At 53.3% G+C, this 24,428-nt stretch carries 19 protein-coding genes; all 19 read right to left on the minus strand.

The window, feature by feature from the left end; genetic code table 11:
* Positions 1-2,085, minus strand: a 2,085-nt coding sequence (locus tag CPA45_RS19265) for a bifunctional diguanylate cyclase/phosphodiesterase (RefSeq protein ID WP_096654381.1), incomplete at its 3' end; no start/stop codon positions are given.
* The gene (locus tag CPA45_RS19270) at positions 2,082-4,085 is read right to left on the minus strand and encodes a sensor domain-containing diguanylate cyclase (RefSeq protein ID WP_096654475.1); all 2,004 of its coding nucleotides are present in this window, start codon (positions 4,083-4,085) and stop codon (positions 2,082-2,084) included. The genes CPA45_RS19265 and CPA45_RS19270, both read right to left, overlap by 4 nt.
* 23 nt (positions 4,086-4,108) lie before the next feature.
* Entirely contained in the window at positions 4,109-4,780 is a 672-nt protein-coding gene (locus CPA45_RS19275) for an OmpA/MotB family protein (protein ID WP_096654383.1), read from the minus strand.
* Between the two features lie 4 nt (positions 4,781-4,784).
* Entirely contained in the window at positions 4,785-5,600 is an 816-nt protein-coding gene (locus CPA45_RS19280) for a motility protein A (RefSeq protein WP_078089798.1), read from the minus strand.
* A 39-nt stretch (positions 5,601-5,639) separates the two neighbouring features.
* On the minus strand, positions 5,640-6,341 hold the full coding sequence (locus CPA45_RS19285) for an RNA polymerase sigma factor FliA (RefSeq protein WP_096654385.1): 702 nt from the start codon (positions 6,339-6,341) through the stop codon (positions 5,640-5,642).
* 25 nt (positions 6,342-6,366) lie between these two features.
* Positions 6,367-6,789, minus strand: coding sequence for a flagellar protein FlhE (locus tag CPA45_RS19290; protein WP_096654387.1), 423 nt, complete (start codon positions 6,787-6,789; stop codon positions 6,367-6,369).
* 139 nt (positions 6,790-6,928) lie between these two features.
* Positions 6,929-7,519 carry a hypothetical protein gene (locus CPA45_RS19295; protein ID WP_096654389.1) on the minus strand — a complete coding sequence of 197 codons (591 nt, stop codon included), beginning with the start codon at positions 7,517-7,519 and terminating at the stop codon, positions 6,929-6,931.
* Positions 7,516-9,699, minus strand: a complete 2,184-nt coding sequence (gene flhF / locus CPA45_RS19300) for a flagellar biosynthesis GTPase FlhF (protein WP_096654391.1) — start codon at positions 9,697-9,699, stop codon at positions 7,516-7,518. Before flhF ends, CPA45_RS19295 begins: the two co-directional genes overlap by 4 nt.
* A gap of 68 nt (positions 9,700-9,767) precedes the next feature.
* Complete coding sequence (gene flhA, locus CPA45_RS19305; RefSeq protein WP_096654393.1) at positions 9,768-11,849, minus strand: flagellar biosynthesis protein FlhA; 2,082 nt, start codon at positions 11,847-11,849, stop codon at positions 9,768-9,770.
* Entirely contained in the window at positions 11,846-13,012 is a 1,167-nt protein-coding gene (flhB, locus tag CPA45_RS19310; protein WP_096654395.1) for a flagellar biosynthesis protein FlhB, read from the minus strand. Before flhB ends, flhA begins: the two co-directional genes overlap by 4 nt.
* A gap of 117 nt (positions 13,013-13,129) precedes the next feature.
* Positions 13,130-13,825, minus strand: coding sequence for a protein phosphatase CheZ (cheZ, locus tag CPA45_RS19315; protein WP_096654397.1), 696 nt, complete (start codon positions 13,823-13,825; stop codon positions 13,130-13,132).
* 42 nt (positions 13,826-13,867) lie between these two features.
* A complete protein-coding gene (gene cheY, locus CPA45_RS19320; protein ID WP_096654399.1) occupies positions 13,868-14,257 on the minus strand; it encodes a chemotaxis response regulator CheY in 390 nt (129 codons plus the stop codon).
* A gap of 64 nt (positions 14,258-14,321) precedes the next feature.
* Positions 14,322-16,031 (minus strand): methyl-accepting chemotaxis protein, encoded by a 1,710-nt coding sequence (locus tag CPA45_RS19325; protein ID WP_096654401.1) that lies wholly within the window; start codon positions 16,029-16,031, stop codon positions 14,322-14,324.
* A gap of 30 nt (positions 16,032-16,061) precedes the next feature.
* The gene (locus CPA45_RS19330) at positions 16,062-17,123 is read right to left on the minus strand and encodes a protein-glutamate methylesterase/protein-glutamine glutaminase (RefSeq protein WP_078089788.1); all 1,062 of its coding nucleotides are present in this window, start codon (positions 17,121-17,123) and stop codon (positions 16,062-16,064) included.
* A gap of 92 nt (positions 17,124-17,215) precedes the next feature.
* Complete coding sequence (locus tag CPA45_RS19335) at positions 17,216-18,085, minus strand: CheR family methyltransferase (protein ID WP_244287660.1); 870 nt, start codon at positions 18,083-18,085, stop codon at positions 17,216-17,218.
* On the minus strand, positions 18,082-20,268 hold the full coding sequence (locus CPA45_RS19340; RefSeq protein WP_096654403.1) for a methyl-accepting chemotaxis protein: 2,187 nt from the start codon (positions 20,266-20,268) through the stop codon (positions 18,082-18,084). The genes CPA45_RS19335 and CPA45_RS19340 overlap by 4 nt, the downstream gene beginning before the upstream one ends.
* Before the next feature lie 96 nt (positions 20,269-20,364).
* On the minus strand, positions 20,365-21,660 hold the full coding sequence (locus CPA45_RS19345; RefSeq protein ID WP_096654405.1) for a methyl-accepting chemotaxis protein: 1,296 nt from the start codon (positions 21,658-21,660) through the stop codon (positions 20,365-20,367).
* A 102-nt stretch (positions 21,661-21,762) separates the two neighbouring features.
* On the minus strand, positions 21,763-22,263 hold the full coding sequence (gene cheW, locus CPA45_RS19350; protein WP_096654407.1) for a chemotaxis protein CheW: 501 nt from the start codon (positions 22,261-22,263) through the stop codon (positions 21,763-21,765).
* Positions 22,260-24,392, minus strand: a complete 2,133-nt coding sequence (cheA, locus tag CPA45_RS19355) for a chemotaxis protein CheA (RefSeq protein WP_096654409.1) — start codon at positions 24,390-24,392, stop codon at positions 22,260-22,262. The genes cheW and cheA overlap by 4 nt, the downstream gene beginning before the upstream one ends.
* Positions 24,393-24,428: the final 36 nt, after the last annotated feature.

Here is a 24,428-nt window from a genome sequence, read left to right on the forward strand (position 1 = left end):
CAACCAACGAACCAACGCCTCAACACCGACTACATGACCATGGTCATCAACCTGGGTTTGGTAGTATAGCGAGAGTTGTTGGCGATCAATCGCATGCCTTAAGTCAGCTTCCAGCTGGGCACGCTCCATCACCGCAGCCTGCATGGAAGGATCAAAAAAGCGCAGCGCATTCCGTCCGGCTGCTTTGGCTTGATACATGGCTAAATCCGCCTGCTGCAAAATCTCGCTCACACCCATCTTCTGCCCTGCAAACAGCGTAATGCCGATACTTCCAGATACCTGAAGAGGGTGCTCATCAATCACCATCGGCTCTCTGAGTGCCGCTAACAGCTTTTGGGCGATCCCTTCTGCATGCTGTGCCGCCACCACGATATCTTCCCCCAGCTCATGGAGCATGACCACAAACTCGTCCCCACCCAAACGCGCGGCGGTGTCGCTACCCCGCACAATGCCCGCGAGCCTCTTGGCGACCGACACCAATAATGCATCCCCCTTATAGTGCCCCAGACTATCGTTAATGGTCTTAAAATTATCCAAGTCAATAAACATCACCGCGCTGTAATGTCTTTCCCATTGCGCTGCTTTGAGTGTGGTTTCAATACGGTCAATTAATAGGCGACGGTTGGGGAGTCCAGTTAAGGCATCAAAGAACGCTAGCTGATGGATCTCCTGTTCAGCGGCTTTGCGCTGGGTAATATCACTTAAGGTAGCTACGTAATGGGTAATGACCTCGTCATCGTTGCGCACAATGCTAATGGTCAGCCATTGGGGGTAAACCTCACCATTTTTACGTCGATTCCATACTTCCCCCTGCCAGCGATCCTGGTCGCTTAGGGATTGCCACATCTGTTGATAGAACATGGCATCATGGCGACCTGAATTCAGTATGGCTGGCGTATGCCCCACTACGTCTTTTTCGTCGTAACCAGTAATCTCACTGAAGGTGTGGTTAACCTGCACAATGCGGTTATCAGCATCCGCAATAAACATACCCAGATGGGTTTCAAACGCCATCGCGGCAATTTTCAGCTGTGCTGCCTCCAGCTCGGTTGCTTGCTGTGCCTGTTTTCGTGCAGCAACCTCCTGCGTGAGTTGCTGGCGGTGTTCACGTAGGCCTTTTTCTGCGGCATAGAGACGTCGGTAGTGATAAAAGGCTGTCGCTCCCAACGCCGCCAGCAGCACTATCCCCACCAGGATAATCCAAAACCGTCGCCACCAATCGCGCAGATAAAAGGTGGTGTCTTCACCACTGATAACTAACCAAGGGGCATCATTCAATCGACGTGCACTAAATAGGCGCTGAGTGCCATCAACTGGCGAGGCGCGCTCCCAGCTTCCCGCTACTTCACCACTTGCTAGAAAACCTACTAACTCTGGGGTACTAACCTCGCGGCCCAACAGGGAGAAAGTATCCTCAATCTCCAGGACACGCTGCACTATGACCCGAGGCGTGGTATCCAACAGCGCTAAGCTAGCCCCTTCACTCAGGGTTAAGCGGGTCACCAGTTGTACAAGATAGGCTGGATCCAGCCGCGCAACGACAAATGCCACCGGCCCTTCCGCGTTACTGCCTACCCTCAGCGCGTGTAGCAGGCGCAATCCCTCTGCTCTATCTGACCAATAGAGGCGCGATACGGTATCACGGGGGGCTCCTTCCCCGGTTAGCGCGGAAAGAAAACTATGCCCGCCAGCATCAAACCGGGTGCACTGAAGCGCCAGCGTTGATACCAATACACTGCCTTGCGCATCGAGCAGTCCAACCTCATCCCAAAGCGGTAGTTGGTCACGTTGCTGTGCCAGATAGTAAGCCAGCGTGGTTGTATCGATGTGTGATTCATAGGTTAGACGGTAAAGCGCTTCTACGCTCTCCAAGGCATGGAGAGAGCTATCGAGCGCACTACCTAGCCACTCCGCCACCACATCGGCACTAACTGCAGTGCGCGACTGCGCGGACGCTTGCTGGTTGTGGTAGTAAGTGCGCATCTCCAACGCTACCAGCATGATAATGCAGAGCAGTAAGAAGCCACCTAATAGGCCTACCCAGCGCGGGGAGAGGTATCTCCACTTATCGTTCCAATACCTCAAAATATCTCCTTAGTGGCTACTTCAACACGATTACGCCCGCTGCGCTTAGCCCGATACATTGCAACATCCGCCCGGGCGACTAACGTTTTACAGCTGTCCCCTGGACGCCATACGGCCACGCCAATACTAACGGTGATCGGTTGCGCTATCGCCTCAATGTGCAGCGTAGCAACAAGGCCACGCAAGCGCTCCGCCAACACAACGGCAGCCTCCATATCGGAGTGAGTTGCCAGTACCACAAACTCCTCACCGCCCCAACGGCCCAAGTGGTCACAGCCGCGTAGAGAGCCTTCCACTAAGCGCGCTAGGGATACCAGAACATCGTCACCGACGCTGTGCCCATGGGTATCATTGATCTGCTTGAAGTGATCAACATCGAACAGCATCAGCGCACAAGTCGCCCCATAGCGTTTGGCAGCCACTATTTCAGCATCAATAGCTTGCTCAATACGGTAACGGTTCCATACCTGCGTCAGCGGATCGAAATGAGCCAACTGCTCTAAGCGCTTATTTGCCTCGGCTAATGCTTTTCGTTCACGTTTCAGGTGCATATTAAGGCTACTAATTTCGTAAGCCGAGATCGCCAGCGTCAGATCCTCGCCTAAGTCCATGGCCGCTAGTCGTTCGACCCGTTGCCATGCTTCGCTTTTACCCACCACCTCTTCATGCCACGCTGCTGAAGGCAAAGTCATCAAGGGCGCTTGAGGGGCCATCTTGGGCTGCATGGCCCAGTAAAAGGTTTCGACCTGCTCAGGGCGAAAAAACAGTAGCCACCCCCGCTGGCTAGTACTCATTAACAGTGGGACAGCAAGTGCACCGCACTGCCCAGGCATGGCCAGAGATGAGGTCAGCGGCTCATTTTCAACATCCCGGGTACACCATGGCCCGCTATGCACATGGGCTTTTTTTAAGCGCACGACAAATTGGCTAATTGCCTCGGGGGTTGGCGTATTACCAGCTTGAAAGATGCTTCCATTAGCCCATAGCGTCACACCATGGGCCCGAAACAGAGTCATCCAAGTATCCGCCTGCTCAAGTAGCAGCTGATGAGGGCTTTGCGGTTCCAACTGGGAGTTAGCCGAAAGCACCAGGCTATCCTGTACACGCTGCAGATAGCGCGCCTCTTGTCGCGCCCGTAGCAGCAATAACCGTTGAGTAGCCATCTGAACTAACGTGCGCACGGCATCACGCACCGGTGGCGCCACAGGGTGTGGCAGCGCCGAATGACAAAATAGCAGTCCCCAAAGCGCCGTATCACCATGAATAGCAACACTAAATGCACCACGCACACCAAGCCGCCGAAGATAATATTGACGCTCTGGGGCCGGCGCTCTCAGGAAACTATCATTAAGCTCAACGGGGTAGCCGCTGGGGACTAAATGCTCACTGGGAGCAGCGACATCTTGGATCAAACGCACCGGGTGACGCTCGTAGGCACAGCGCAAGGTCACGGGAAAATCATTGGCAGGAAAACGCTGTCCAAGCAGTGGCGGTAAGCGTCCAGTACATGCTTCTGCAACAATCAGTCCGTTCCAGTCGCTGTCAAAGTGACAGATTGAAACACGATCGTGGGCGGTTAACTCTTGAACCGCTCTCACTAAGCAGTCGAGCAGCTCTTCTTGATTGCTCGATTCGGCAAGCCGAATCAGCCGCTCGTTTACAGTACCCAGTAAACGCCGCTTGCCTAGCGAGTTGAGTGGCTCAATTTCAACCACGACATGCATGCCTGTTCGGTAGGCATAGAGCTGAAGGCGAGTGGAGTTAGCGGGACGAGTAAAGGTAAGTGGCCCTGCTAGCCGCTGCTGGCCTTGTAGTTCCCGGCGCATTCGCTGGCTTAAGCGCCTACCCAGTACGCCTGATACCGTCTGGTCATGCCCTTCGCTAACACTGATGCCGATAAGTGCAGCAAGGTTGCTACTTACAGCCTGTATACGACGGCTATCAGCATCCAGTACCAGCAAGGCTCCAAATGACTGCAGTAAAGGGTGATGCTTCGACACAATAATAGCCTCGAAAAAACTATTCACCCCTCGACCTGTTGCTTCAGCAACAGCTCAACGCGTCGATTGGCCGCTCGGCCTTTCGTAGTCGCGTTACTTTCCATGGGTTGGGTATCGGCATATCCGACCGCCCGCATGCGTGAAACATCAATTCCCTGGTGTTCAAGGTGGCGCACAACCGCAATAGCCCGGCTCGCTGAGAGTTCCCAGTTCGATGGGAACCGGGAGGTAGAAATGGGAACATTATCCGTATGCCCCTCTACAGAAACCTGACCATCAAAAGCCTCAAACGCCGTAATCAGATTCTCCAGCACGTCTTTCCCTTGGGGCGTTAACACTGCATCCCCACTAGGAAATAAAAGACTATCATCAATGCGTAGCGTGATGCCCTCCTGCCCCTGGGAGACACTAACCCCGGGGATATTTAGCCCCGCCATCTGCGGCTGAAGCCCCTGATGGCGAGGATAAATACCGGTGGCCAGGCTTGCCAAGGGAAGCGAGGCTATGGCACTGGCCGGGCGCATTTTATCACGGTCAGAGGCCTCACCCTCTCCCGGCGGCGTTAACGCGAGCAACAGTACAAAGAGCGTAATCAACAGCGTCAAAACGTCTAAGTAGCTCGTTAACCAGCTTTCGTCCCCCTCGCCAGCTGCAGGCGGCATCTCCAACGCGTGCCGAGATTTACTATCCAGCATGCTGCTACCCTTTTGCCGCAGGAGCAGGCGTTGGCCGTGGTTTTACGCTGGCGTCGCGTATTTCATCGTGATAGTTGGCAACAAAAGAGTTCAGTGTCTCTTCGATAAATGACGGCAGGCGACGCTTAGTGATTAGAGAAATACCCTCCAGCACCATATTCATGGTGATCAAGCGTTCTTCTGTACGACGCTCTAACTTCACCGCAATCGGCTTAAACACAAGGTTGGCAAGCAAGATGCCGTAAAACGTGGTGAGTAGTGCAACAGCCATACGTGGACCTATTACATCCAGGTCACCTGCATCCATCACCTCAAGCATATTAACGAGACCAACCAATGTACCAATCATGCCAAATGCAGGGGCGTAGGTTGCCATAGTGCGGAAAATTTGTGCCTCGGCATGCTCTCGCGCCTTTAACCGAGCAATGCGCCAGCGCAGCATGTCGAAAATTTCATCCTCTTTGGTATTGGCAATAACCAGCTGAATACCAGTACGTAAAAAAGGATTACGAGTGTGTTCAAGCTCTTTTTCCACCGCTCGAACATCCCCTTTAAACCATAGCCGGGACATCGACACGAGCTCATTAATATCATCGCGTACATAGGTATTTTCGCGCCTAAACACTAAGCCTACCAAGCGCACTACCCGCAGCACTTCTTTCAACGGGTAGCTGATAAACGTAGCTGCCAAAGTGCCGGTGATGACAATCGCTAAGCCAGGGAGGTTGATAAAGCTTTCCGGGGACTCTGCGGTAAAAAACAGTACGCTTGCCAGCAACAGTATGCTGGCAAATATACCAATCAGCGTAGATGGGTTCATCAACGGCTCCTCGCCGGGTTTAAATGTTCTGGTGAAACATTAATCAGCATCATGCAAACGGGCGCGTAAGCGACTCACTGCTTGGCTGTGCAACTGCGATACGCGGGACTCGGTAACTCCCAGTACGACACCTACTTCTTTTAAGTTCATTTCTTCTTGGTAATACAGCGCCATTAAAAGTTTTTCACGCTCCGGCAGTGCCTCTATCGCATCAATTAGCGTCTGGCGCTGCTGCGAATCCAGCAATTGGTCGAACGGCACATTGCTTGCTCCACCATTGGTGGATTCACCACTATCAGTCCCCAATTCTTCAAATGGCAGTAGTTGACCACTGTTGGTATCGTTGAGTAACTGCTGATACTCGCTGAGCGGCACTCCAAGCTCACGGGCAATTTCGTTCTCTTCCGGCGCACGGCCCAACTGCTGCTCCAAGCGACGCACGGCACCATCCATCGCCCTTGCTGAGCGGCGAACACTGCGCGGCAACCAGTCGCGCGTGCGTAACTCATCCATCATGGCACCGCGTATGCGCTGGCTTGCAAAGGTGGCAAATGTCGCTCCTTGAGCAGCATCGAAGCGACTAAGGGCTTCTAATAGCCCCACCATGCCCGCCTGAATAAGATCGTCAAGCTCAATACTCGCCGGCAACCTTACTTGCAGCGTCAAGGCCTGACGTCTCACCAGTGGCATATACTGAGTTAGCAGCTCGCTCTGTTTGATCCTACCTTGTGCTGTATACATTCTCGTGCCTCGCAGCTTACGCTCTTCACTGGTAGTTCACGATCACTTGCAACCCCTGCACCCGCACCGGCCGCTGGCCAGGCGTTAATGCAAAACGAAAAAACAGCGGTACGTCAGCGTGTTTACCGGCCAGTGCGGTGGTCGTGCCTCGCATACTGTTGAGCTCTACACACTGCTCAGGGTGGCATAACCAAGCGTTGATTGAAGCAGTCGCCGGCGACTCAAAACGCCATTGAATACGGTTAATAACAGCGTTTTCAACATGCGCTGTCGCGGGTGGCTCAATAGGACGACTGCTACTCATCCGGTCGCTCATGGCGACCAATACACTAGGCACTTGAGTACTCCAACTGCCAGGCGCCGCCTGCACACCACTCCCCCCCATAGCAGCTATACACACCGCAACTATCACCCAGCTGCGCCGACATCGTACCTTTAGTCGCTGCATTAGTGCTCCAATGAGAGTAGGTCGATAGCGTTCAATTAACGCTACATCCGCTAACGACAAAGCTGGGCTGACGTAGCCTTTGGTTAACTCCTGGAGAAAACAGCATGCTAATGCTCTCATTATTTACGCTGTTGCTAGCTTAACGAGCCAGCAACAACAGCTCTGTATCTAAATAAGCTGCAGCCGCTTCGCGCAAGTTATCGAGTAACCCTTGGCGGGGCAAGTGCGGCTCATGCAGCGCCAGCAAGCGCTTTGGGCCATTATTATCATGTACTTGCCGCAATACCCGGTACATATACATAAAAGCATCTGCATCACTACTGACCCACAATGCCCAGCGCGGATAGCGCGAGGCCAGCAACGGTAGGTTTGCTGTTGCAGAATCAACAAGGTGTATATCCCAATCGTCCGGCTCGCCAGCCCACTGGCGCCCTAAAGCAGACCATTGGCTTAAGCGTCCTTTTACGTTACCAACCTGATGCTGATGGGCTGGTAAACCCACCACCACCAGTGATTGGATAACCTTTTTGGGGGCCACCCTGGCTGGTGCTACAGCTACGTCCACGGCATCGGAAGAGTTCCTAGCCACTAAAGTGGAGTCGCCTGCAGCTGTAGCGACGTCGTCAGTCACAAGCTCCGTGGGCGATACGCTTTGTGATGCTGATTCGCGTTGCTGGCGCTGTAAATCTGCCCATTTACGCAGCCCCGCCGCTTGATCCTGGCCGCTCATACAAACAATCCTTCACGGCTAACACTACCTAACTGGCGGATGGCATCGCGGGCCATCAGAGCATGCACCAACCCATCAAGCAGGGCGGTATCACGCCGTTTGCGCTGGGAACCCAGCAGCAACATCAGATCAGTACGTAGTGCTAGCGCCTCATCATCGCTAGCGTTGTCCAGATGCCCCGCCACGGCGGCAGCGCCGCTAGCCATGAGCAAGCGTATTTCGGTACTAACATCGCCACTGTCGGCCTGCTTGAGTTGCTGCCATGCGCGCTTAGACAGTGCTACCAAGCCTTCACTTTGCAGTTGGGTAACCAGCAAGGTAACCGCTTCAGCACCTAACCTAGCGGGTGTTAACCAATAACGGCGGGCAACGCGTTTAGCACTTTCTGGGTCACGAATCTCACCATACCACGCCAATAGCGCGTTACCTGAGGCATCATTAACCTCTGCGTAGGCGCTCCAAAGCTGCATGGGTTGACCGCGAAAACGCACACTCATGCAATGCGTTAACGTACTATCAATAAACAGCTGGCGCTGGGCATAACGCTCGCCCTGGGAGTATACCCTCTGACTACCAGGCACTACACTGACCCAGGTCATGTGTTGGGCTTCTAGCCATGTCAACGCGTCGGGATCTGGCAAAACGGGTAGCAGGTGAACCGCAACCCCCAGTACGTCACTTTGTGTAGACACACGCGGCTGCCAACCGGCCGGTTGGCGATGCTGGAGGTAGGGCAATGCTGACCAAGCTCCGTTAGCATCCAGTCCAATATCCGGCATTGACCAGTCACAGCCACGCTCATTGCGACGAGGAGACCACGCCATTCCCAAGATGCTTCCTGCCTTAATGGGCTCAACCAGTAAGCGCTCAAGACGACCATCCTGGACCACGCTTGGCAGAGCAGCGATATCCCATACAGCTTCTAGGCTGGCGAAGCCGACTACGCGTTGGCGCAGTCGGCTCAGCACCGATGAGAGGCGACGCCCTTGGCCCAGCACATCCCGTGACCAGCGGGGCAGACTTACCGGCGCCGCAGTGGGTTCAGTAGCCATGGTAGACTGGCTGCCAAGCGCCTGATCTATAAGAGTCCCTGGATTAGCCATCGCCATATCTTCAGGCACCTGTTGCCCATGGGCACAAAATAGCACGCGCATGCCATGACGCATCACGATATCCAGCACTGGTGCCAGACGCCCAGCTTCATCCTGCTTGGTAATAATGCAGTCATCTAGTTCAGCGCCCGCTGCACGGGCTGCTTGCCGGTAACGCAGCACTACTTCTTCAAGTGTTTCGGGCTGACTGGCAGCATTTAATAGCAGCACTAAGCGCACCGTCGACTGACCGCCCTGAAGGTGAGCTATTTGTTCAATGACACGCTGGTCACGCTGGCTCATGCCAACGGTATCGATCATCACCCACTGCTTGCCCTGCAAACGTCCTAGTAGGTCATCAATTGGCTGCTCAGCATCCAGGGCATACATAGGGATATCAAGCAGCCGGGCATAGATACGTAACTGTTCATGGGCACCGATACGAAAGCTGTCGGTGGTCACTAGCGCCACCGGCCGTGTGCCGTGGCGCATAACAAAACGCGCAGCAAGTTTTGCTGTAGTGGTCGTTTTGCCAACACCCGTTGGGCCAACAAGCGCGACAATACCCGTTTGATCAAAAAAGTCCGCTTCTTGCTTTAACACCGGCAGGCGGGCCATAAGCTGCTCGCGCAGCCATAAAAGTGGCTGATCGCTGTCGGCGCTTATGGAGATAAGTGAGTCAGGCAGCCCTGACAACACCTCACTACTTAGCTCATTACTAAAACCGACCCGTGCTAGCAAGTGGCGCAGTTGAGTGAGCGTATCGGCCGCCACGACAGGCTCAGCCGTCAGGGCTGGCTGGCGACGAGTCAACAGTTCACGCATATCCTGCATCTCACGCAGCAACCGCTCACTCATGGCTTGCAGCGGGTCGGATGCAGGTAGTGAGAACGTAGAATTAGGCTCAGAAGGCGGCGCTGGCGCAGGAGATGGATCAAAATGATCGACCGCTTCATCCGCCATCGCCAGAATCTCAACACCGCCCTCGGTACGCCGGTTAGCAAGGATCAAGGCATCATCGCCCAGCACCTCGCGCACTTGGCGCATCACATCACGGCTATTTGCTCCGACAAAACGTCTAACACTCATGCTTTACCTTTTGCCTCTGCTTAAATGGCTGACACTGCTTAATCGGCACTCATACCTATTGACGCCGATTACCGCCCACCAACCACCGTTGTCACTCGCAGTGTTCGGTCATCAGGCACTTCTGCCTGGGACATCACCACCATATGTCGCATACGGCGACGCAGGAAGCGCGACAGCACGGCTCGTAGCGAATGCTGCACCACTAACACAGGAGGCTCCCCGCTGGCTTCGTGACGCTCTAGGGCTTGCTGGGCCTGATTCATCAGGGTATCTGCCAAGCCAGGCTCCATCGCACCATTGCCATTCATCGCCTGCATAAGCACTTGCTCTAGCTGAGCATCCAGCCCCATCACATTTAATGTGTCCTGGCCTGCAAACCACTGCTGAGTAATTGCACGACCCAATGCAATGCGCACCAGTGCGGTGAGCTCGTTGGGGTCTTTTTGCTGCCCTGCGTACTCTGCCAGCGTATCCAGTACCGTGCGCAAGTCACGAATAGAGACATCCTCATCCAACAAGTTCTGCAGGATACGTTGCAGCACTGTTAAGGAAATAGCCTTAGGTACCACCTCTTCTACCAGCGACTTTTGCTCGTCGCCGAGCTTATCAAGTAGTTTTTGAACCTCTTGACGGCCAAGCATCTCAGGCGAGTGGCGGTGTAGCAGGTGGTTCAGGTGTGTGGCGATCACCGTGCTCGCATCCACCACTGTGTAGCCATATACCTGGGCGTGCTCACGCTGATTGGCATCAATCCACACGGCAGGCAAGCCAAATGCAGGGTCTTGGGTAGGGGTGCCTTGCAGCTCGCCGGATACCTGCCCTGGATCAATAGCCAGCCACTTGCCAGGTTGCGCTTCGGCGCGCCCAATCTCTGCGCCCTTCATTGAGAGCACATAAGTATTAGGTGTCAGCTCAAGATTGTCGCGAATATGCACAACCGGGGGCAGAAAGCCCACCTCTTGGGCAAACTTTTTACGCACGCTTTTAATACGTCCCAATAGTTCGCCCTTCTGGCGCGAGTCCACTAATGGGATTAAGCGGTGGCCAACTTCCAGGCCTAAGGTGTCTACTAGCTGGACATCCTCCCAGCTGGCTTCGGGAGTTTCCTGCACCGGCGGCGGTGCCGCTGAGATTTCTTCGCTGACCAGCGCCCGATCTTTTTGGCGAATCAACAACCAAGCTAACCCTGACAGCAGTGCCGTAAAAATCAGGAAAACCAAATTTGGCATACCAGGCACCATGCCTAGTAACCCCATGACGATGGCAGCAAGAATCATGACCTGGGGATTAACAAACAGTTGGCTGATCATTTGTTGACCAACGTCCTGATCGGTATTTACCCGCGACACCGTTACACCCGCCGCTGTTGAAATTACCAGCGCAGGTATCTGAGCCACTAGCCCATCGCCAATGGTTAGCAACGTATAGGTACGTGCAGCATCGCCAAAGTCCATGCCATGCTGCATCATGCCAATCAATAGACCGCCAATAATATTAACCACCATGATAACCAAACCAGCCATGGCATCACCGCGCACAAACTTGCTGGCACCATCCATTGAGCCGTAAAAATCGGCCTCTTGTGCTACTTCAGCACGGCGCTTTTTAGCATCCTCTTCACCGATTAATCCGGCATTCAAATCCGCATCAATGGCCATCTGCTTACCAGGCATGGCGTCAAGCATAAAGCGTGCGCCTACTTCGGCAATACGCCCGGCCCCCTTGGTAATAACCATGAAGTTAATAATGACCAAAATAAGGAAGACCACGAGGCCAACGGCAAAATTACCGCCCACGAGGAAGGTGCCAAAAGCTTCAATGACCTTACCTGCTGCATCGCCTCCTTGATGCCCTTCCATAAGCACCACTCGCGTAGAGGCAACATTGAGCGACAAGCGCAACAGCGTCGTGAACAGCAGGACAGCAGGGAATGCCGCAAAGTCCAACGGCTTTTGCGCAAACATACTGACCAAGAGCACCATAATGGCCAGTGCAATGTTGAAGGTGAAGAGCAGATCCAGGGCAAAGGGTGGTAAGGGCAGAATCATCATGCCCAGGATCATCAGGATGAGCAGCGGGCCAGCCAGTAGCTTCATGCGCACATCGCCCATCCAGTCGCGCTGGTTGATCAGTTGGCCTAAGCCTTTCATGATTGCGCCTCACTGCCAACGGTGTTACGACCGGGACTATCCATTTCCGGAGGAACCGGCAAATTATCAGGGGTGGGGGGCACCTCGCCTCCTTGTTGTGCAACATGCTTCAGGCGATACGCCCAGGCCATCACCTCCGCCACTGCGGTGTACAGCTCCGCTGGCACTTCGGCTTCTAAATCTACGTGATGATACAAAGCGCGGGCCAATGGTGCGGCTTCCAGTCTCGGCACACCTGCTTCTGAGCCGATTTCACGGATACGCATAGCCACCGCATCAGCTCCTTTAGCGACCAGACGTGGCGCTCCCATACTGCCTTCCTGGTACATTAGTGCAACCGCATAATGGGTTGGGTTGGTAATAATCACATCAGCATCAGGTACTTTGCTCATCATACGGCCCCGCGCCATCGCCTGCTGCTGCTGGCGAATACGGCCTTTGACATGGGGGTCGCCTTCCGACTCTTTATGCTCTCGCTTAACTTCTTCCTTACTCATACGAAGCTTTTTGGCATTGCTCCATAGCTGGAAAGGCACATCGATGAGGATGACCACGATCAGCGATAACACAATTAACCCAGCGGCTAAGGCGGCCATATTCAGCGCGCTGACCAACGCTTGCTGAATTGGCTGATCCATCAGCCCCAAAAACCGCCCGATATTAGCGTACAAAAATGTTGCTGCGACGCTGCCTACCAACACCGATTTGGCAATCGCTTTCGCCAGCTCGATAAGTGCTTGGGTCGAGAATATGCGCTTTACCCCTTTGATAGGGTTAAGCTTTGAGAGCTTGGGTCGCATCGATTTTGCCGATACTAACCACCCTCCCAGTAGTGCTGGCGCTACTAGCGCCACAATGGCTAGCAATAAAAACAGCGGTATCATCGCAAACAGCGTGCGCTGGCCAAGGTCCAATGCATTAACCAGCATCGGAGTGCTTTCCATCACCTGGCGGCGTTCAAACAAAAACGCCTGCTCCATCACCATTCCCAACTGGTCGTAGAGCATTTGGCCCATGCTCCACAGCCCTATCACGCCCCCCAGTAGCAGCATAAAGGTTGTCAGCTCTCGTGACCGGGGAACCTGGCCCTCTTCACGCGCTTTGTCTTTGCGCCTGGGCGTGGCCTCTTCGGTTTTTTCCTGGTCGCTGTCGTTATCTGCCATGCTGCTATCCGGCCAAGTGTGAACGGCTCACCATAAAGTCAGCCGCCCTAGAGGGCGGCTGAGCAAAAAGCCTATAGTGCCAGACTTGGCTTGTTACAATGTCTTAATAACAACGCATTAAAAGCCTAATTCATCCAATAAGTCATCGACCTGATCCTGCCCCGTGACGATATCCGGTGCATTTTCCTTTACTTGAGGACCATTCAGCAGCTCTTCGTTACGCCGCGTATTTTCGTTCTTCCATTGATCTTCAGCCTTGCGCTGCATCGTTTCCCGCGCCTGTGCCCCCGGCACATTATCAATTAGCACCTGCACGAGCTGATGTTCGATCTCACGGATCACATCCATCATTTTTTTAATAACTTGGCCGGTCAGGTCCTGAAAGTCCTGCGCCATCATAATATCCAGCAGCTCTTTATTGGTAGCAGCGGTAATGGTGGGCACATCACTTAGATAGGTGCGGGTCTCTTTAACTAGCGCCTTGGCATCATCGAGTTCCTTGGGCGCCTCGAACCACTCTTCCCAACGCTTATCCAGCGCTTCAGCACGCTCAGACAGTTGATCCTGCAACGGCTGCGCACGGTCGATGGCGTTTAGCGCACGATCGGCGGCCTGCTCCGTCATCGTTGCGACGTAATGTAGACGGTCCCGAGCATCAGGAATCGCTTCTGCTGCCTTTTCAATCTCTTTATCTAGACCCAACTCTCGCATGTTGTCACGCAACATCCGGGTAAGTTTACCGATGCGATGGATAAGGTCTTCAGCGGCTTCTTCAGACAGTTGGGCAGCATTTGCCTGCTCATTCTGACTCATTGCGTTGTCTCCTCGCTAACCGAGCGCAGTGGCTCAGCCGCTTTATTTACCCATCTTGTCGAAGATTTTATTCAGCTTTTCTTCAAGGGTAGCGGCAGTGAACGGCTTAACAACATAGCCGTTAGCGCCCGCTTGTGCGGCCGCAATAATGTTCTCTTTTTTAGCCTCTGCGGTCACCATCAATACTGGCAACCCTTTCAGCGCGTCGTCCTGGCGAATCTCTTTGAGCATCTCCAGGCCATCCATATTGGGCATATTCCAATCGGAAACGACAAACTCAAAGTTACCCGCTCGCAGCTTATTCAACGCATCCTGACCATCTTCCGCTTCATCAACATTGGTAAAGCCCAGCTCTTTTAACAAACTGCGGACAATCCGACGCATCGTGGGGAAATCGTCTACCACTAGGAAACTCATACTCTTATCGGCCATTGGTCATCCTCTCATCACATACATGGTTTAGGGTGACTGGAAAATCAGTCAAGGTTATCAATTGTTAAAACGCTTCCCACTCATCGTGGTGGCTTTGTTGGGTAGTGCTACGCGGGGCAATTGCACGTGAAGCAGGCACTACCGGAGCGAACGGCATGGCGGCGGTTGCCACGGCGGATGCAGAACGTGGCAATGCATGCTGTGACGTTTGGATACCTAGCAGTTCAAAGACGGCGACAGCTTCTTCTAAACGACTCGCCTGCTCTTCCAGCGAGGCAGCAGCGGCTGAGGCTTGCTGCACAAGCGCAGCGTTTTGCTGGGTCACCTGATCCATCTGGCCAACCGCTTGGCTAACCTGCTCGATACCATCACTCTGCTCTTGGGACGCAGCGGAGATCTCATCCATAATATCGGTGACTCGGCGCACCGCGGTCACCACATCCGTCATGGTGGTACCAGCTTGCTCTACCAGGGTAGAGCCTTGCTTAATCTGCGTGACCGAAGCCTCAATAAGCGTTTTAATCTCTTTGGCAGCATCGGCACTACGGCTGGCAAGGTTGCGCACCTCACCCGCTACAACGGCAAAGCCTCGCCCCTGCTCCCCGGCACGTGCCGCTTCCACAGAAGCATTCAGCGCAAGAATGTTGGTTTGAAAGGCGATCGAATCAATCACGCTGGTAATATCGGCTACTTTCTGCGAACTGGTAGAAATGCCATGCATCGTTTGCACGACCTGCTCAACTACCTGCCCGCCTTTCTCAGCGGTACTTGATGCATCTGCGGCAAGGGTGCTGGCCTGTCGAGCATTATCTGCGTTCTGCTTCACCGTGGCTGTCATCTCCTCCATGCTGGCAGCGGTCTCTTCAATGGATGCCGCTTGCTGCTCAGTGCGCGATGATAGGTCCGCATTGCCTCCAGCAATTTCTCGAGTACCATGATGAATTTCAGTGCTGCCCTCACGTACTTTTGAAACAATCGCGGTCAGGTTCTGCTGCATCGTCGCCATCGCTGCAAATAGCCGACCTATTTCATTGCTGCCAGACGCAGGTAATGGTTCAGTTAGATCTGCATCAGCAATTTTATCCAAACGACGCACCGCATCGTTAAGCGGCACTATCAGCGTGCGCCGTAACCCAGCGTAGATCACCACAGTGATGAGTAATGCAAACAGAGCTGCGAGGACGTTGATTAACGTAAAGAAATCGCCTTGCGCGTCAGCTTCACTGCGGATTTCACCCACCAGTTGAAAGGCATAGTCAACAAAGGCAGTTGAGCTTTCGGCCAAGTTGGCTAGCGACTCAACCAGCTCCTCCCGCAGCCGGTTAAACGCGGTAATATCCATGGTTTCGAAACTAACAAGCTGCTGTTTCACCAACACTAGTACGTCTTGAAAGTCTTCGATCAAAACATTGCCAAGCGCTTTCCCCTGGGGCGTACTTCGAGGCGCAGCCACGAAGCTTGCAAAGCGCTGCTCCGCACGCTCAATGCGATCAGCGGCAATGGCTATTTGTTCGTTGGTTTGGCGTGTTTGCCCCACCATCAAAAAGTTTGATGCCGTTTCCATCGCCAACATCGCTTGGTTAAGTAGCGAGTCCGCGCGATTAATTTCATTTAGCTGCTCGCTGCTGATACGGTCCAGCGTGGCCAGGTTGTGCTGAGCATTGCGGTCCGCCACAAAGCTAATACCCGCCAGTACCAAGATTAACGCGACAAAACTAATAAGCGCGGCGATGACAGCCGCATGGATACTTAAGCTGCGAAACAAGCGAGCCATGTCTATTCCCTTTATTATCGTTGCGAGTTGTTATACCCGTTGAGCACGACCAGAAGCAGCAACCAGCGCCATCAGTCGGGTTGGGATGTCGTCCAATGCGACGACCTCAACAGCTCCCCCAACAGCGATAGCTTCTCTGGGCATGCCAAAGACCACACAGCTCTCTTCATTTTGTGCGATGGTAGGCGCTCCGGCTTGGCGCATTTCCAGTAGCCCTGCAGCGCCATCTTTGCCCATGCCCGTTAAAATCACGCCAATCGAATTTTTACCCGCATGCTTGGAAGCAGAGTGAAACAGTACATCTACAGATGGGCGGTGGCGGTTAACGGGCGGGCCATCATTTAAGCGCGCGACGTAGTTGGCACCGCTACGAACTAATTCAAGGTGATGATCTCCCGGCGCGATATAGGCATGCCCCGGTAGCACCCGCTCACCATCGGTGGCCTCTTTAACAGTAATTCGACATAGCCTATCCAACCGCTCAGCAAACGAACGGGTGAAGCCCCCTGGCATGTGCTGAGTAATCAAAATCGCTGGCGCGTTGGCAGGTAACGGCTCTAATACCGCGCGAATCGCTTCGGTACCACCGGTGGACGCACCAATGATGATGAGCTTCTCGCTGGTGACTAAAGGCGCTTTTAATTGAGAGGGAGGTGGCGCATTTTTATGGCGAGCTTGGCGGGGCCGCGAACGCGCTGCAGCACGTAGCTTTTCAGCGATTTCATCGGCGTACTCCATCATCCCATTACGAATGCCTAGGCTGGGCTTGGCCACGAAGTCTAAAGCGCCCAGCTCGAGTGCACGTAGGGTTATTTCTGAGCCGCTTTGAGTTAATGATGACACCATCAATACTGGCATCGGCCGCAGACGCATTAGACGCTCAAGAAAATCCAGCCCGTCCATGCGCGGCATTTCCACATCCAGCGTTAACACATCGGGATTATGCTGCTTAATTAAATCTCTGGCCGCAATAGGGTCAGGGGCAACGGCAACCACTTCCATATCTGGCTGTGAGTTGATGATTTCGGTCAACAGGTCACGAATCAGCGCCGAGTCATCGACACATAACACTTTGATCTTGGCTGCGCTCAAAGCACGCCTCCTCTTACGGTAGCTACCAAGTGTGTTGTTGTGCTTCCGCTCGGAATAGGCCAGCCAGCGGAGCCAAACACACGTAAAAAGGTTTATTGTTTGGCGAGGGTATAGACCGTCTGCCCGCGCAACTTAAACGCATCGCTGATATAGGAGAAGTTCTCAGAGTGTCCCGCAAATAGCAGACCATCAGGCTTCATGAGGGGCGCAAACCGTTTGAGAATTTTTGCCTGAGTATCTTTATCGAAATAAATCATTATATTGCGGCAAAAAATGGCATCAAATGATCCCTTAATCGGCCACTGAGGGGCCAACAAGTTAAGCGGCAAAAACTCCACCAGTGCAGATACTTCAGGGCGTATGCGTGCCAAGCCAATGTGATTACCGGTGCCTTTCTGGAAGAATCGCTTTACCCGAGTATCATCCAGTTTGCGCACTTGTTCCTGGGGATAAATTCCCAGGCGCGCTTTGCTCAATGCGTCGGTATCAATATCCGTGGCAATGATTTTGGCTTGTGCGGCTTTAGGCCCCAACGTTTCCAGCAATGTCATGGCTAGCGAATAGGGCTCCTCTCCAGTAGATGCAGCAGAGCACCAAATAGTCACCGGCTCCTGCTTATGCTTGATATGCTCAGCCAACAGCGGAAAGTGGTGGGCCTCACGAAAAAACGCCGTTAGGTTCGTCGTGAGCGCGTTAGTAAATGCCTCCCACTCTTTAGCATCAGGTTGCCGCTCTAAACGCGAAAGGTAATCAGTAAAACGTGTTATACCGTGGTGGCGCAGCCGCTTTGCCAAACGGCTGTAGACCATTTCACGCTTATGCTCAGCCAGCACGATCCCCGCACGTTGGTAGATCAACTCTCTGATACGTGAAAAATCGGCATCCGTCAGCAGTAAATCACGTTCGATTTGACCGTTAGACGTCCACTGACCGGCATCAATTCCTCGCTCGCGTACGCTCAAAACTCTCCCCACTCCTCTACAGAAGCCGTTTGCCGAGTCACTGGCGGCAGCGGCGATGTACTACCAGTTTTCGTACTATCAGCCTTCGTACTACCGGTCTTCGCGGCGAGTTTAGGTGCAATAGGCGCTCCAATGGCGGCAGCTAAGGGTTGCGACTGTCCTTGGTTAAGCCGAAACGCCTCAACCGATAATGCCAGTAAGCCTGCCTGGTGCTCTAACGCGGCGGCTGCACGCGCAGTTTCCTGTACGCGCACCGCATTTTGCTGTGTTGCTTGGTCCATCTCTGCAACAGCCTGATTAACTTCTGCAATTCCACTGCTTTGCTCTTCCGAGGCAGAGGAAATCTCGTACATAATCTGTGTCACACTGCGCGCCGCTTCAGCAACGTCACTGATGGCTGCTTCCGCTTTTTCGACTAACCCGGCACCAGCGCTAATTTCTTGGTTGGAACCATCAATCAATGCCCGGATCTCCTGGGCAGCGCCAGCACTGCGGCCGGCAAGATTGCGCACTTCTTCCGCCACTACCGCAAACCCTCGGCCATGCTCCCCCGCCCTTGCCGCCTCCACCGAAGCGTTAAGCGCCAAGATATTGGTTTGAAACGCAATGGAGTCAATAACATTAATAATGGCGGTCATTTCCCGCGAGCTTTGGGTAATACGCTGCATGTTATCGACCAACTGTGTCATCAGCGCGCCCGTTTGGGTTACGCGTGTAGCATTGTTATCGGCCAATCTGCGGGCTTCTTGAGCGTTATCGCTATTTTGACGCACGGTAGTGGTCATTTCTTCCATGCTGGCAGCTGTTTGCTGCAACGAAGCCGCCTGTTGTTCGGTACGAGATGACAGCTCTTCGTTACCACTGGCGATGCCTTGCGCCGCCGGTGACACCACCTCAATCCCACTTTTTACTTCACCAATAATGCTGCTCAAACTTTTACGCATGGTGTTTAGTGAGTCTATGAGCGAGCCAATTTCATCGCGACGCCGCGCCGGCACGGGGGCAGCCAAGTTGCCGCCTGCTATTTGCAGCGTAAAACGTGAGGCACTTTTTAACGGCCTAACAATCGAACGTAGCGTAAGCACGCCTATCAGTATGAGCATCATTAACCCAACGCCCAACACGCCCGCTTGGGCGGTTAACATCACTGCCTGCCCCTGTTCTGCCTCTACCGCCATGGCTTCTGCAGTAGCTTGTTTTTGCGCTATCAGCTGGTTGACCATGCCCGATAACTCTCGCCCATCGGTATTCATCACACGGATCACCGCATCCAAGCCGGTAAAGGCCTGATATGTTTCTTCCGCCTGCAGCACGCTCGCTGCTTGGCGCATGCCATTGGTTAAAAATGCCTGGAGCTGTTGGTCAAACGTATTCGCAAGCTCACTTACGTTAACATCCCGCTGGTAATACTCCTGCCAGACAGCAGCAACCTCTGCAGCGCGCTCAGCCACAGCTTCACCAGTCTCAAAACGCTGACTGATAAGCTCCATTCTTTCCGGCTCAATCATCGACTGCCGCGTATGGGCAATGGTCTGATCGATGTGCTGCAGGCGTATAACGTCACGCAAGCCATCGTTATTGAGCCGTTCTAAGCGCTCTCCGGCTGCGTTTAACCCATAAAGCCCAAGCCCACCACTCAGTAACAGCAGAGTGCCCGCCACGACGATCATACCCACCAACTTAGCGCGTATAGTGTCTAGTCGAGCCTTCTTAAGGCGCTGGATCAGCCCTTTCTGGCGAATACGGCCTTTATCTAAGTAGATGCGCTTATGGCGCCCTTCTCGGATATCCGTGTATACCCGCTCAGCTTGAGCAATTGCCTCGCGAGAGGCCTGTACCCTGACCGATGCATATCCAACCACCTGATCGTTTTCCACAACCGGTGTCACGCTAGCGTCCACCCAGTAGTGATCACCGTTTTTACAGCGGTTTTTTACCAGTCCTCGCCACGTTTCACCGGTCTGAACGGTTTGCCATAAATTTGCAAACGCTGCCGGCGGCATATCAGGGTGACGGATCATGTTGTGCGGTGCGCCAATCAGTTCGTCATGACGGAAACCGCTAATCTGGATAAAGGCTGGATTGGCATACGTAATTCGACCTTTAAGATCGGTACGCGAGACAAGAAAATCATCCCCTTTTAACTCAACTTCACGCTGGGAGACTGGCTGGTTGTTACGCATTCGAGGTGCCTTGTTGTTAGGAGTGGGGCATTTTTATTAGACAAAATGGGCGACAAAACCTAGTGGGCGATGAAACCTAGTGGGTGATGAAACTAGTTAGAAAGCTTCCCACTCGTCTACCACTGCTTTAGAGGCGCCCCCTCTAGATGGGGTCAATGCAGTACTTGGCAGAATAGCGCTAGTGGCTATCGGCACCCCGCTCGCACCTGCCACTCGGAAGCGCTCGACCGCTTCACGCAGGCGCGCGGCCTCCCCCTCCAGCTCATTGGCATTGCGTGCAGCCTGCTGTACTAGCTGAGCATTTTGCTGAACCACCTGATCCATTTGGGCAACCGCTTGATTAACCTGACCGATTCCATTGCTCTGCTCTTCTGAGGCGGCAGCGATTTCATCCATAATATCGCTGACACGCTGTACAGCGGCCACGAGGTCTTGCATGGTTTGCCCGGCATGGTTGACACGCTGCGTGCCAGCGTCGACTTTGCCTAGTGAGGTATCGATGAGCGTGCGAATTTCTTTTGCCGCATTAGCACTGCGGCTGGCCAGGCTGCGAACTTCCTGGGCAACGACAGCAAACCCTTTGCCATGCTCTCCGGCACGAGCGGCCTCAACGGAAGCATTTAGTGCTAGGATATTGGTTTGGAAAGCAAGGTTATCGATGACCGTAATGATGTCGGCCACTTGGTGGGAGCTGGCACTTATCTCCTGCATAGTTTCAACAATGTTGCCCACCTCTTCACCGCTTCGCCGAGCGGTTAAGGTTGCGTCACCCGCCAGTTGGCTTGCTTGGCGCGCATTATCTGCATTATGGCCTACGGTGGAGGCTAACTGCTCCATACTGGAAGCGGTCTCTTCCAGAGAAGAGGCTTGCTGCTCGGTACGTGAAGAGAGGTCATTGTTGCCACTGGCAATCTGATGGGCACGCTCAAAAATAGATGCTCCACTCTGGCGGACAACACCCACGGTCTCTGATAGCGAGCCCTGCATGTGGGCCATAGCACTATACAGCCTGCCAATCTCATTATTGCCCGGCGCGATAATATGCTGGCTCAAATCACCTTGCGCCATACGTTCAAAGTAACCGACCAATCTGTCCAAAGGGCGTAGTACATTGGCAGTGACTCCCCAAATCACCACCGCAACAGTAAGAGCGGTTATACCAACCACACCTATTAAAACCCAGCGGACATAAGCGGCGAACTCCGTAAAGGCCGCCTGCTGCAACTGCAAGTCATTCGTCGCTTGAACAATGGCAGCACCATGGTGGAGCGCGTATAGACCCACACCACACGCCAGGACAACCAGGAGTGAGAATGTAGCCAGCACCAGCCCCCAACTTAAACGAACGGTCATATTGCCCATCATTTGACGCACTAGCTGTGTCACACGCATTACTCCAAGCACAACCCTGTTAACCAATGCGTTCCATCGCCCGAAAAGAGGAGGCTGTTTAGCTCAAACCAGGCACCCTCCTTGTGCCTGGCTGTCAGTCATTTAACTGTTGCTAGTGCTATCCACTAACGCCATTTCTTCGCTGGTCAGCAGCTTGTCAATATCCACTAGCACCAACATACGGTCATCAAGGCTGCCAAGTCCGCTCAAAAAGTCAGAGGAAAGCGTCACACCAAACTCTGGCGCTGGCTTTATTTGCTCTGGAGTCAACGTCATGACATCGGATACACCGTCAACTACGATACCAACCACACGATCAGCAACATTGACGACGATCACGACGGTTTGACCACCGTACTCCACATTTTCCAAGTGAAATTTAATACGCAGGTCAACAATCGGTACAATCACACCGCGCAGATTGGTCACGCCTTTAATGAAGTCTGGGGCATTAGCAATACGTGTTACATTTTCATAGCCACGTATTTCCTGCACTTTCAAGATATCGATGGCGTACTCTTCTTCCCCTAGCGAGAACACTAGAAATTCACGATTTTCTGCTTCTGCAGCGGCTAGCACCGCCTTGTTAGCTGCTTGGCTCATGACGGCTCAGCCTCCTTATAGTGAGCGAGATGTGGATTCTTAACTATCTTGCCTGCTTCTTTTTTGGCACGGCTTAAGCGATGCAACCCCGTGATATCCAAAATCAATGCAACGCTTCCATCCCCTAGGATAGTGGCGGCGGAAACGCCCGGTACTTTGCGGTAGTTATCTTCGAGGTTTTTAACAACAACCTGCTGTTGGCCTATCAACTCATCGACCAGCATGGCATAACGACGCCCTTCACCTTGTACGATGACGGCAATGCTTTTGGTTGGGTCGGTAATCGCATTTTTGACGTCTAGCACTTCATGAATAGCAATAACCGGCAAGTACTCATCGCGCACTTTGATGACCACATCATCTCCCGCCATAGCGTACATATCGCCTTTAGCGGGCTGGAGGGACTCCAGCACGGTGGAAAGCGGCAAGATAAACGTCTCGCCACCTACTTTGATTGACATTCCATCAAGAATCGCGAGGGTGAGCGGCAGGACAATACGCGTATTGGTACCTTCGCCCTTGGTAGACTGTATTTCGACTCGTCCCCCCATCCCTTGAATATTGCGCTTCACCACATCCATGCCAACACCGCGCCCTGATACATCAGTGACCTCTTTTGCGGTCGAGAACCCAGGGGCAAAAATCAGCTGGAAAACGTCTTCATCGCTCATTGCGTCAGAGACATTGAGACCATTTTCACGGGCTTTTTCCAAAAGACGCTCGCGGTCGATGCCTCCACCGTCATCGCGTACTTCAATGAGTATATTGCCACCCTGGTGGCGTGCTGAAAGCACTAACTTGCCTACACGAGGCTTGCCTAGCGCTTCTCGCTCGTCGGGCATTTCGATGCCGTGATCCAAGCTGTTACGCACGAGGTGTGTTAGTGGATCAGTAATCCGCTCAACCAAACTTTTATCCAGCTCGGTCGACTTACCTTCGGTAATTAGCTCTATCTCTTTACCTAACTTGCCCGCAGTATCACGTACCACGCGGGGAAAGCGGCTGAAGACAAACTCCATTGGAATCATACGGATCGACATCACCGCTTCCTGGAGGTCCCGCGCGTTGCGCTGCAGCAGACTCATACCGTTTTGTAGCGAGCTATTACTCACCGACTGGTCATCAAGATCGCTAACCGTTTGATCCAACATCGACTGGGTGATAATCAGCTCACCGACCAAGTTGATAATTTGGTCAACTTTGTCAACCGAAACACGAATTGAGGAGGACTCACTCGCTGCTTTTTTGGGAGTTGCTTTAGTGGGCTTCTCTTGACCTTTTGCAGGGCCACGATTATCACTTTGCGGGATTGCAGCAGAGGTGCCATCCGTCACACCAACGGCTGCTTCTGCCGCGGGCATTGGCACTGCCGCTTGAGTAACAACAGGCACGTCCGGAGCAACTTTTTCTGTCTCTGTCGCACCAGTTGGCTCTGCCGTATCGGCCGCGACTGTGCTTATAGCAATTTGCTCTGGTTCAATCACAAAGCACATCACTGCTTCTATATCGTCGGCACTGACATTTCCTTTGAGGATGACTTCGTAACGCTTCTCGTCCCCTGAGTGCGACTGAATATCACCCAGCTGCTCAAGCTCTTCGACCAGTAACGTTCGATCTTTATCGTTTACATTGAGTAAGGCGACTAATAGATGCGTGCCATCTTTCGCAGGTGCCTCACTTTTACTGGGCTCTGCTTGGGGCTGCAGCACTGCTGGCACGGCAGGGGCGTCGAGAGTTTGTCCGATCTCTTCTAACGCTATTTGCTGTAGAACATGGCAGATTCGCGCGTACGCTTCCTGGTTGGGTTCTTCCTCGTTGCGGTAGGCATCGAGTTGCTCACGCATGATGTCTTTAGCCTCTAAAAAGGTATCAACCAGGTCAGACCGTAGGGTTAGTTCACCTTTACGCGCATGATCCAGCAGATTTTCGAAAATATGCGTGGTTTTTTGCAGCACGCTAAAACCGAACGTGCCTGCACCGCCTTTTATAGAGTGGGCCGCACGGAAAATAGCGTTTAGCTGCTCGCTATCCGGATCATCGACATCCAGTTCCAATAAGTGCTGCTCCATATCCGCCAGCAGCTCTTCCGCTTCTTCAAAAAAGGTGTCAAAAAAATCCGTTATATCCATGCACCGCTCCACGTGAACGTCATATTTTTGTGACCA

This window comes from Vreelandella nigrificans (assembly GCF_002374315.1).
Classification (GTDB): Bacteria; Pseudomonadota; Gammaproteobacteria; order Pseudomonadales; family Halomonadaceae; genus Vreelandella; species Vreelandella nigrificans.

Coding starts and splice junctions, on each gene's coding strand:
- CPA45_RS19295 (WP_096654389.1), bottom strand. CDS start 7,519: ATGAGCGGCCAGGATCAAGCGGCGGGGCTGCGTAAATGGGCAGATTTA.
- flhB (WP_096654395.1), bottom strand. CDS start 13,012: ATGGCAGATAACGACAGCGACCAGGAAAAAACCGAAGAGGCCACGCCC.
- cheW (WP_096654407.1), bottom strand. CDS start 22,263: ATGAGCCAAGCAGCTAACAAGGCGGTGCTAGCCGCTGCAGAAGCAGAA.
- cheA (WP_096654409.1), bottom strand. CDS start 24,392: ATGGATATAACGGATTTTTTTGACACCTTTTTTGAAGAAGCGGAAGAG.
- CPA45_RS19340 (WP_096654403.1), bottom strand. CDS start 20,268: ATGCGTAACAACCAGCCAGTCTCCCAGCGTGAAGTTGAGTTAAAAGGG.
- flhF (WP_096654391.1), bottom strand. CDS start 9,699: ATGAGTGTTAGACGTTTTGTCGGAGCAAATAGCCGTGATGTGATGCGC.
- flhA (WP_096654393.1), bottom strand. CDS start 11,849: ATGAAAGGCTTAGGCCAACTGATCAACCAGCGCGACTGGATGGGCGAT.
- CPA45_RS19290 (WP_096654387.1), bottom strand. CDS start 6,789: ATGCAGCGACTAAAGGTACGATGTCGGCGCAGCTGGGTGATAGTTGCG.
- CPA45_RS19345 (WP_096654405.1), bottom strand. CDS start 21,660: ATGCGTGTGACACAGCTAGTGCGTCAAATGATGGGCAATATGACCGTT.
- CPA45_RS19275 (WP_096654383.1), bottom strand. CDS start 4,780: ATGCTGGATAGTAAATCTCGGCACGCGTTGGAGATGCCGCCTGCAGCT.
- cheY (WP_096654399.1), bottom strand. CDS start 14,257: ATGGCCGATAAGAGTATGAGTTTCCTAGTGGTAGACGATTTCCCCACG.
- cheZ (WP_096654397.1), bottom strand. CDS start 13,825: ATGAGTCAGAATGAGCAGGCAAATGCTGCCCAACTGTCTGAAGAAGCC.
- CPA45_RS19280 (WP_078089798.1), bottom strand. CDS start 5,600: ATGAACCCATCTACGCTGATTGGTATATTTGCCAGCATACTGTTGCTG.
- CPA45_RS19325 (WP_096654401.1), bottom strand. CDS start 16,031: ATGGCTCGCTTGTTTCGCAGCTTAAGTATCCATGCGGCTGTCATCGCC.
- CPA45_RS19285 (WP_096654385.1), bottom strand. CDS start 6,341: ATGTATACAGCACAAGGTAGGATCAAACAGAGCGAGCTGCTAACTCAG.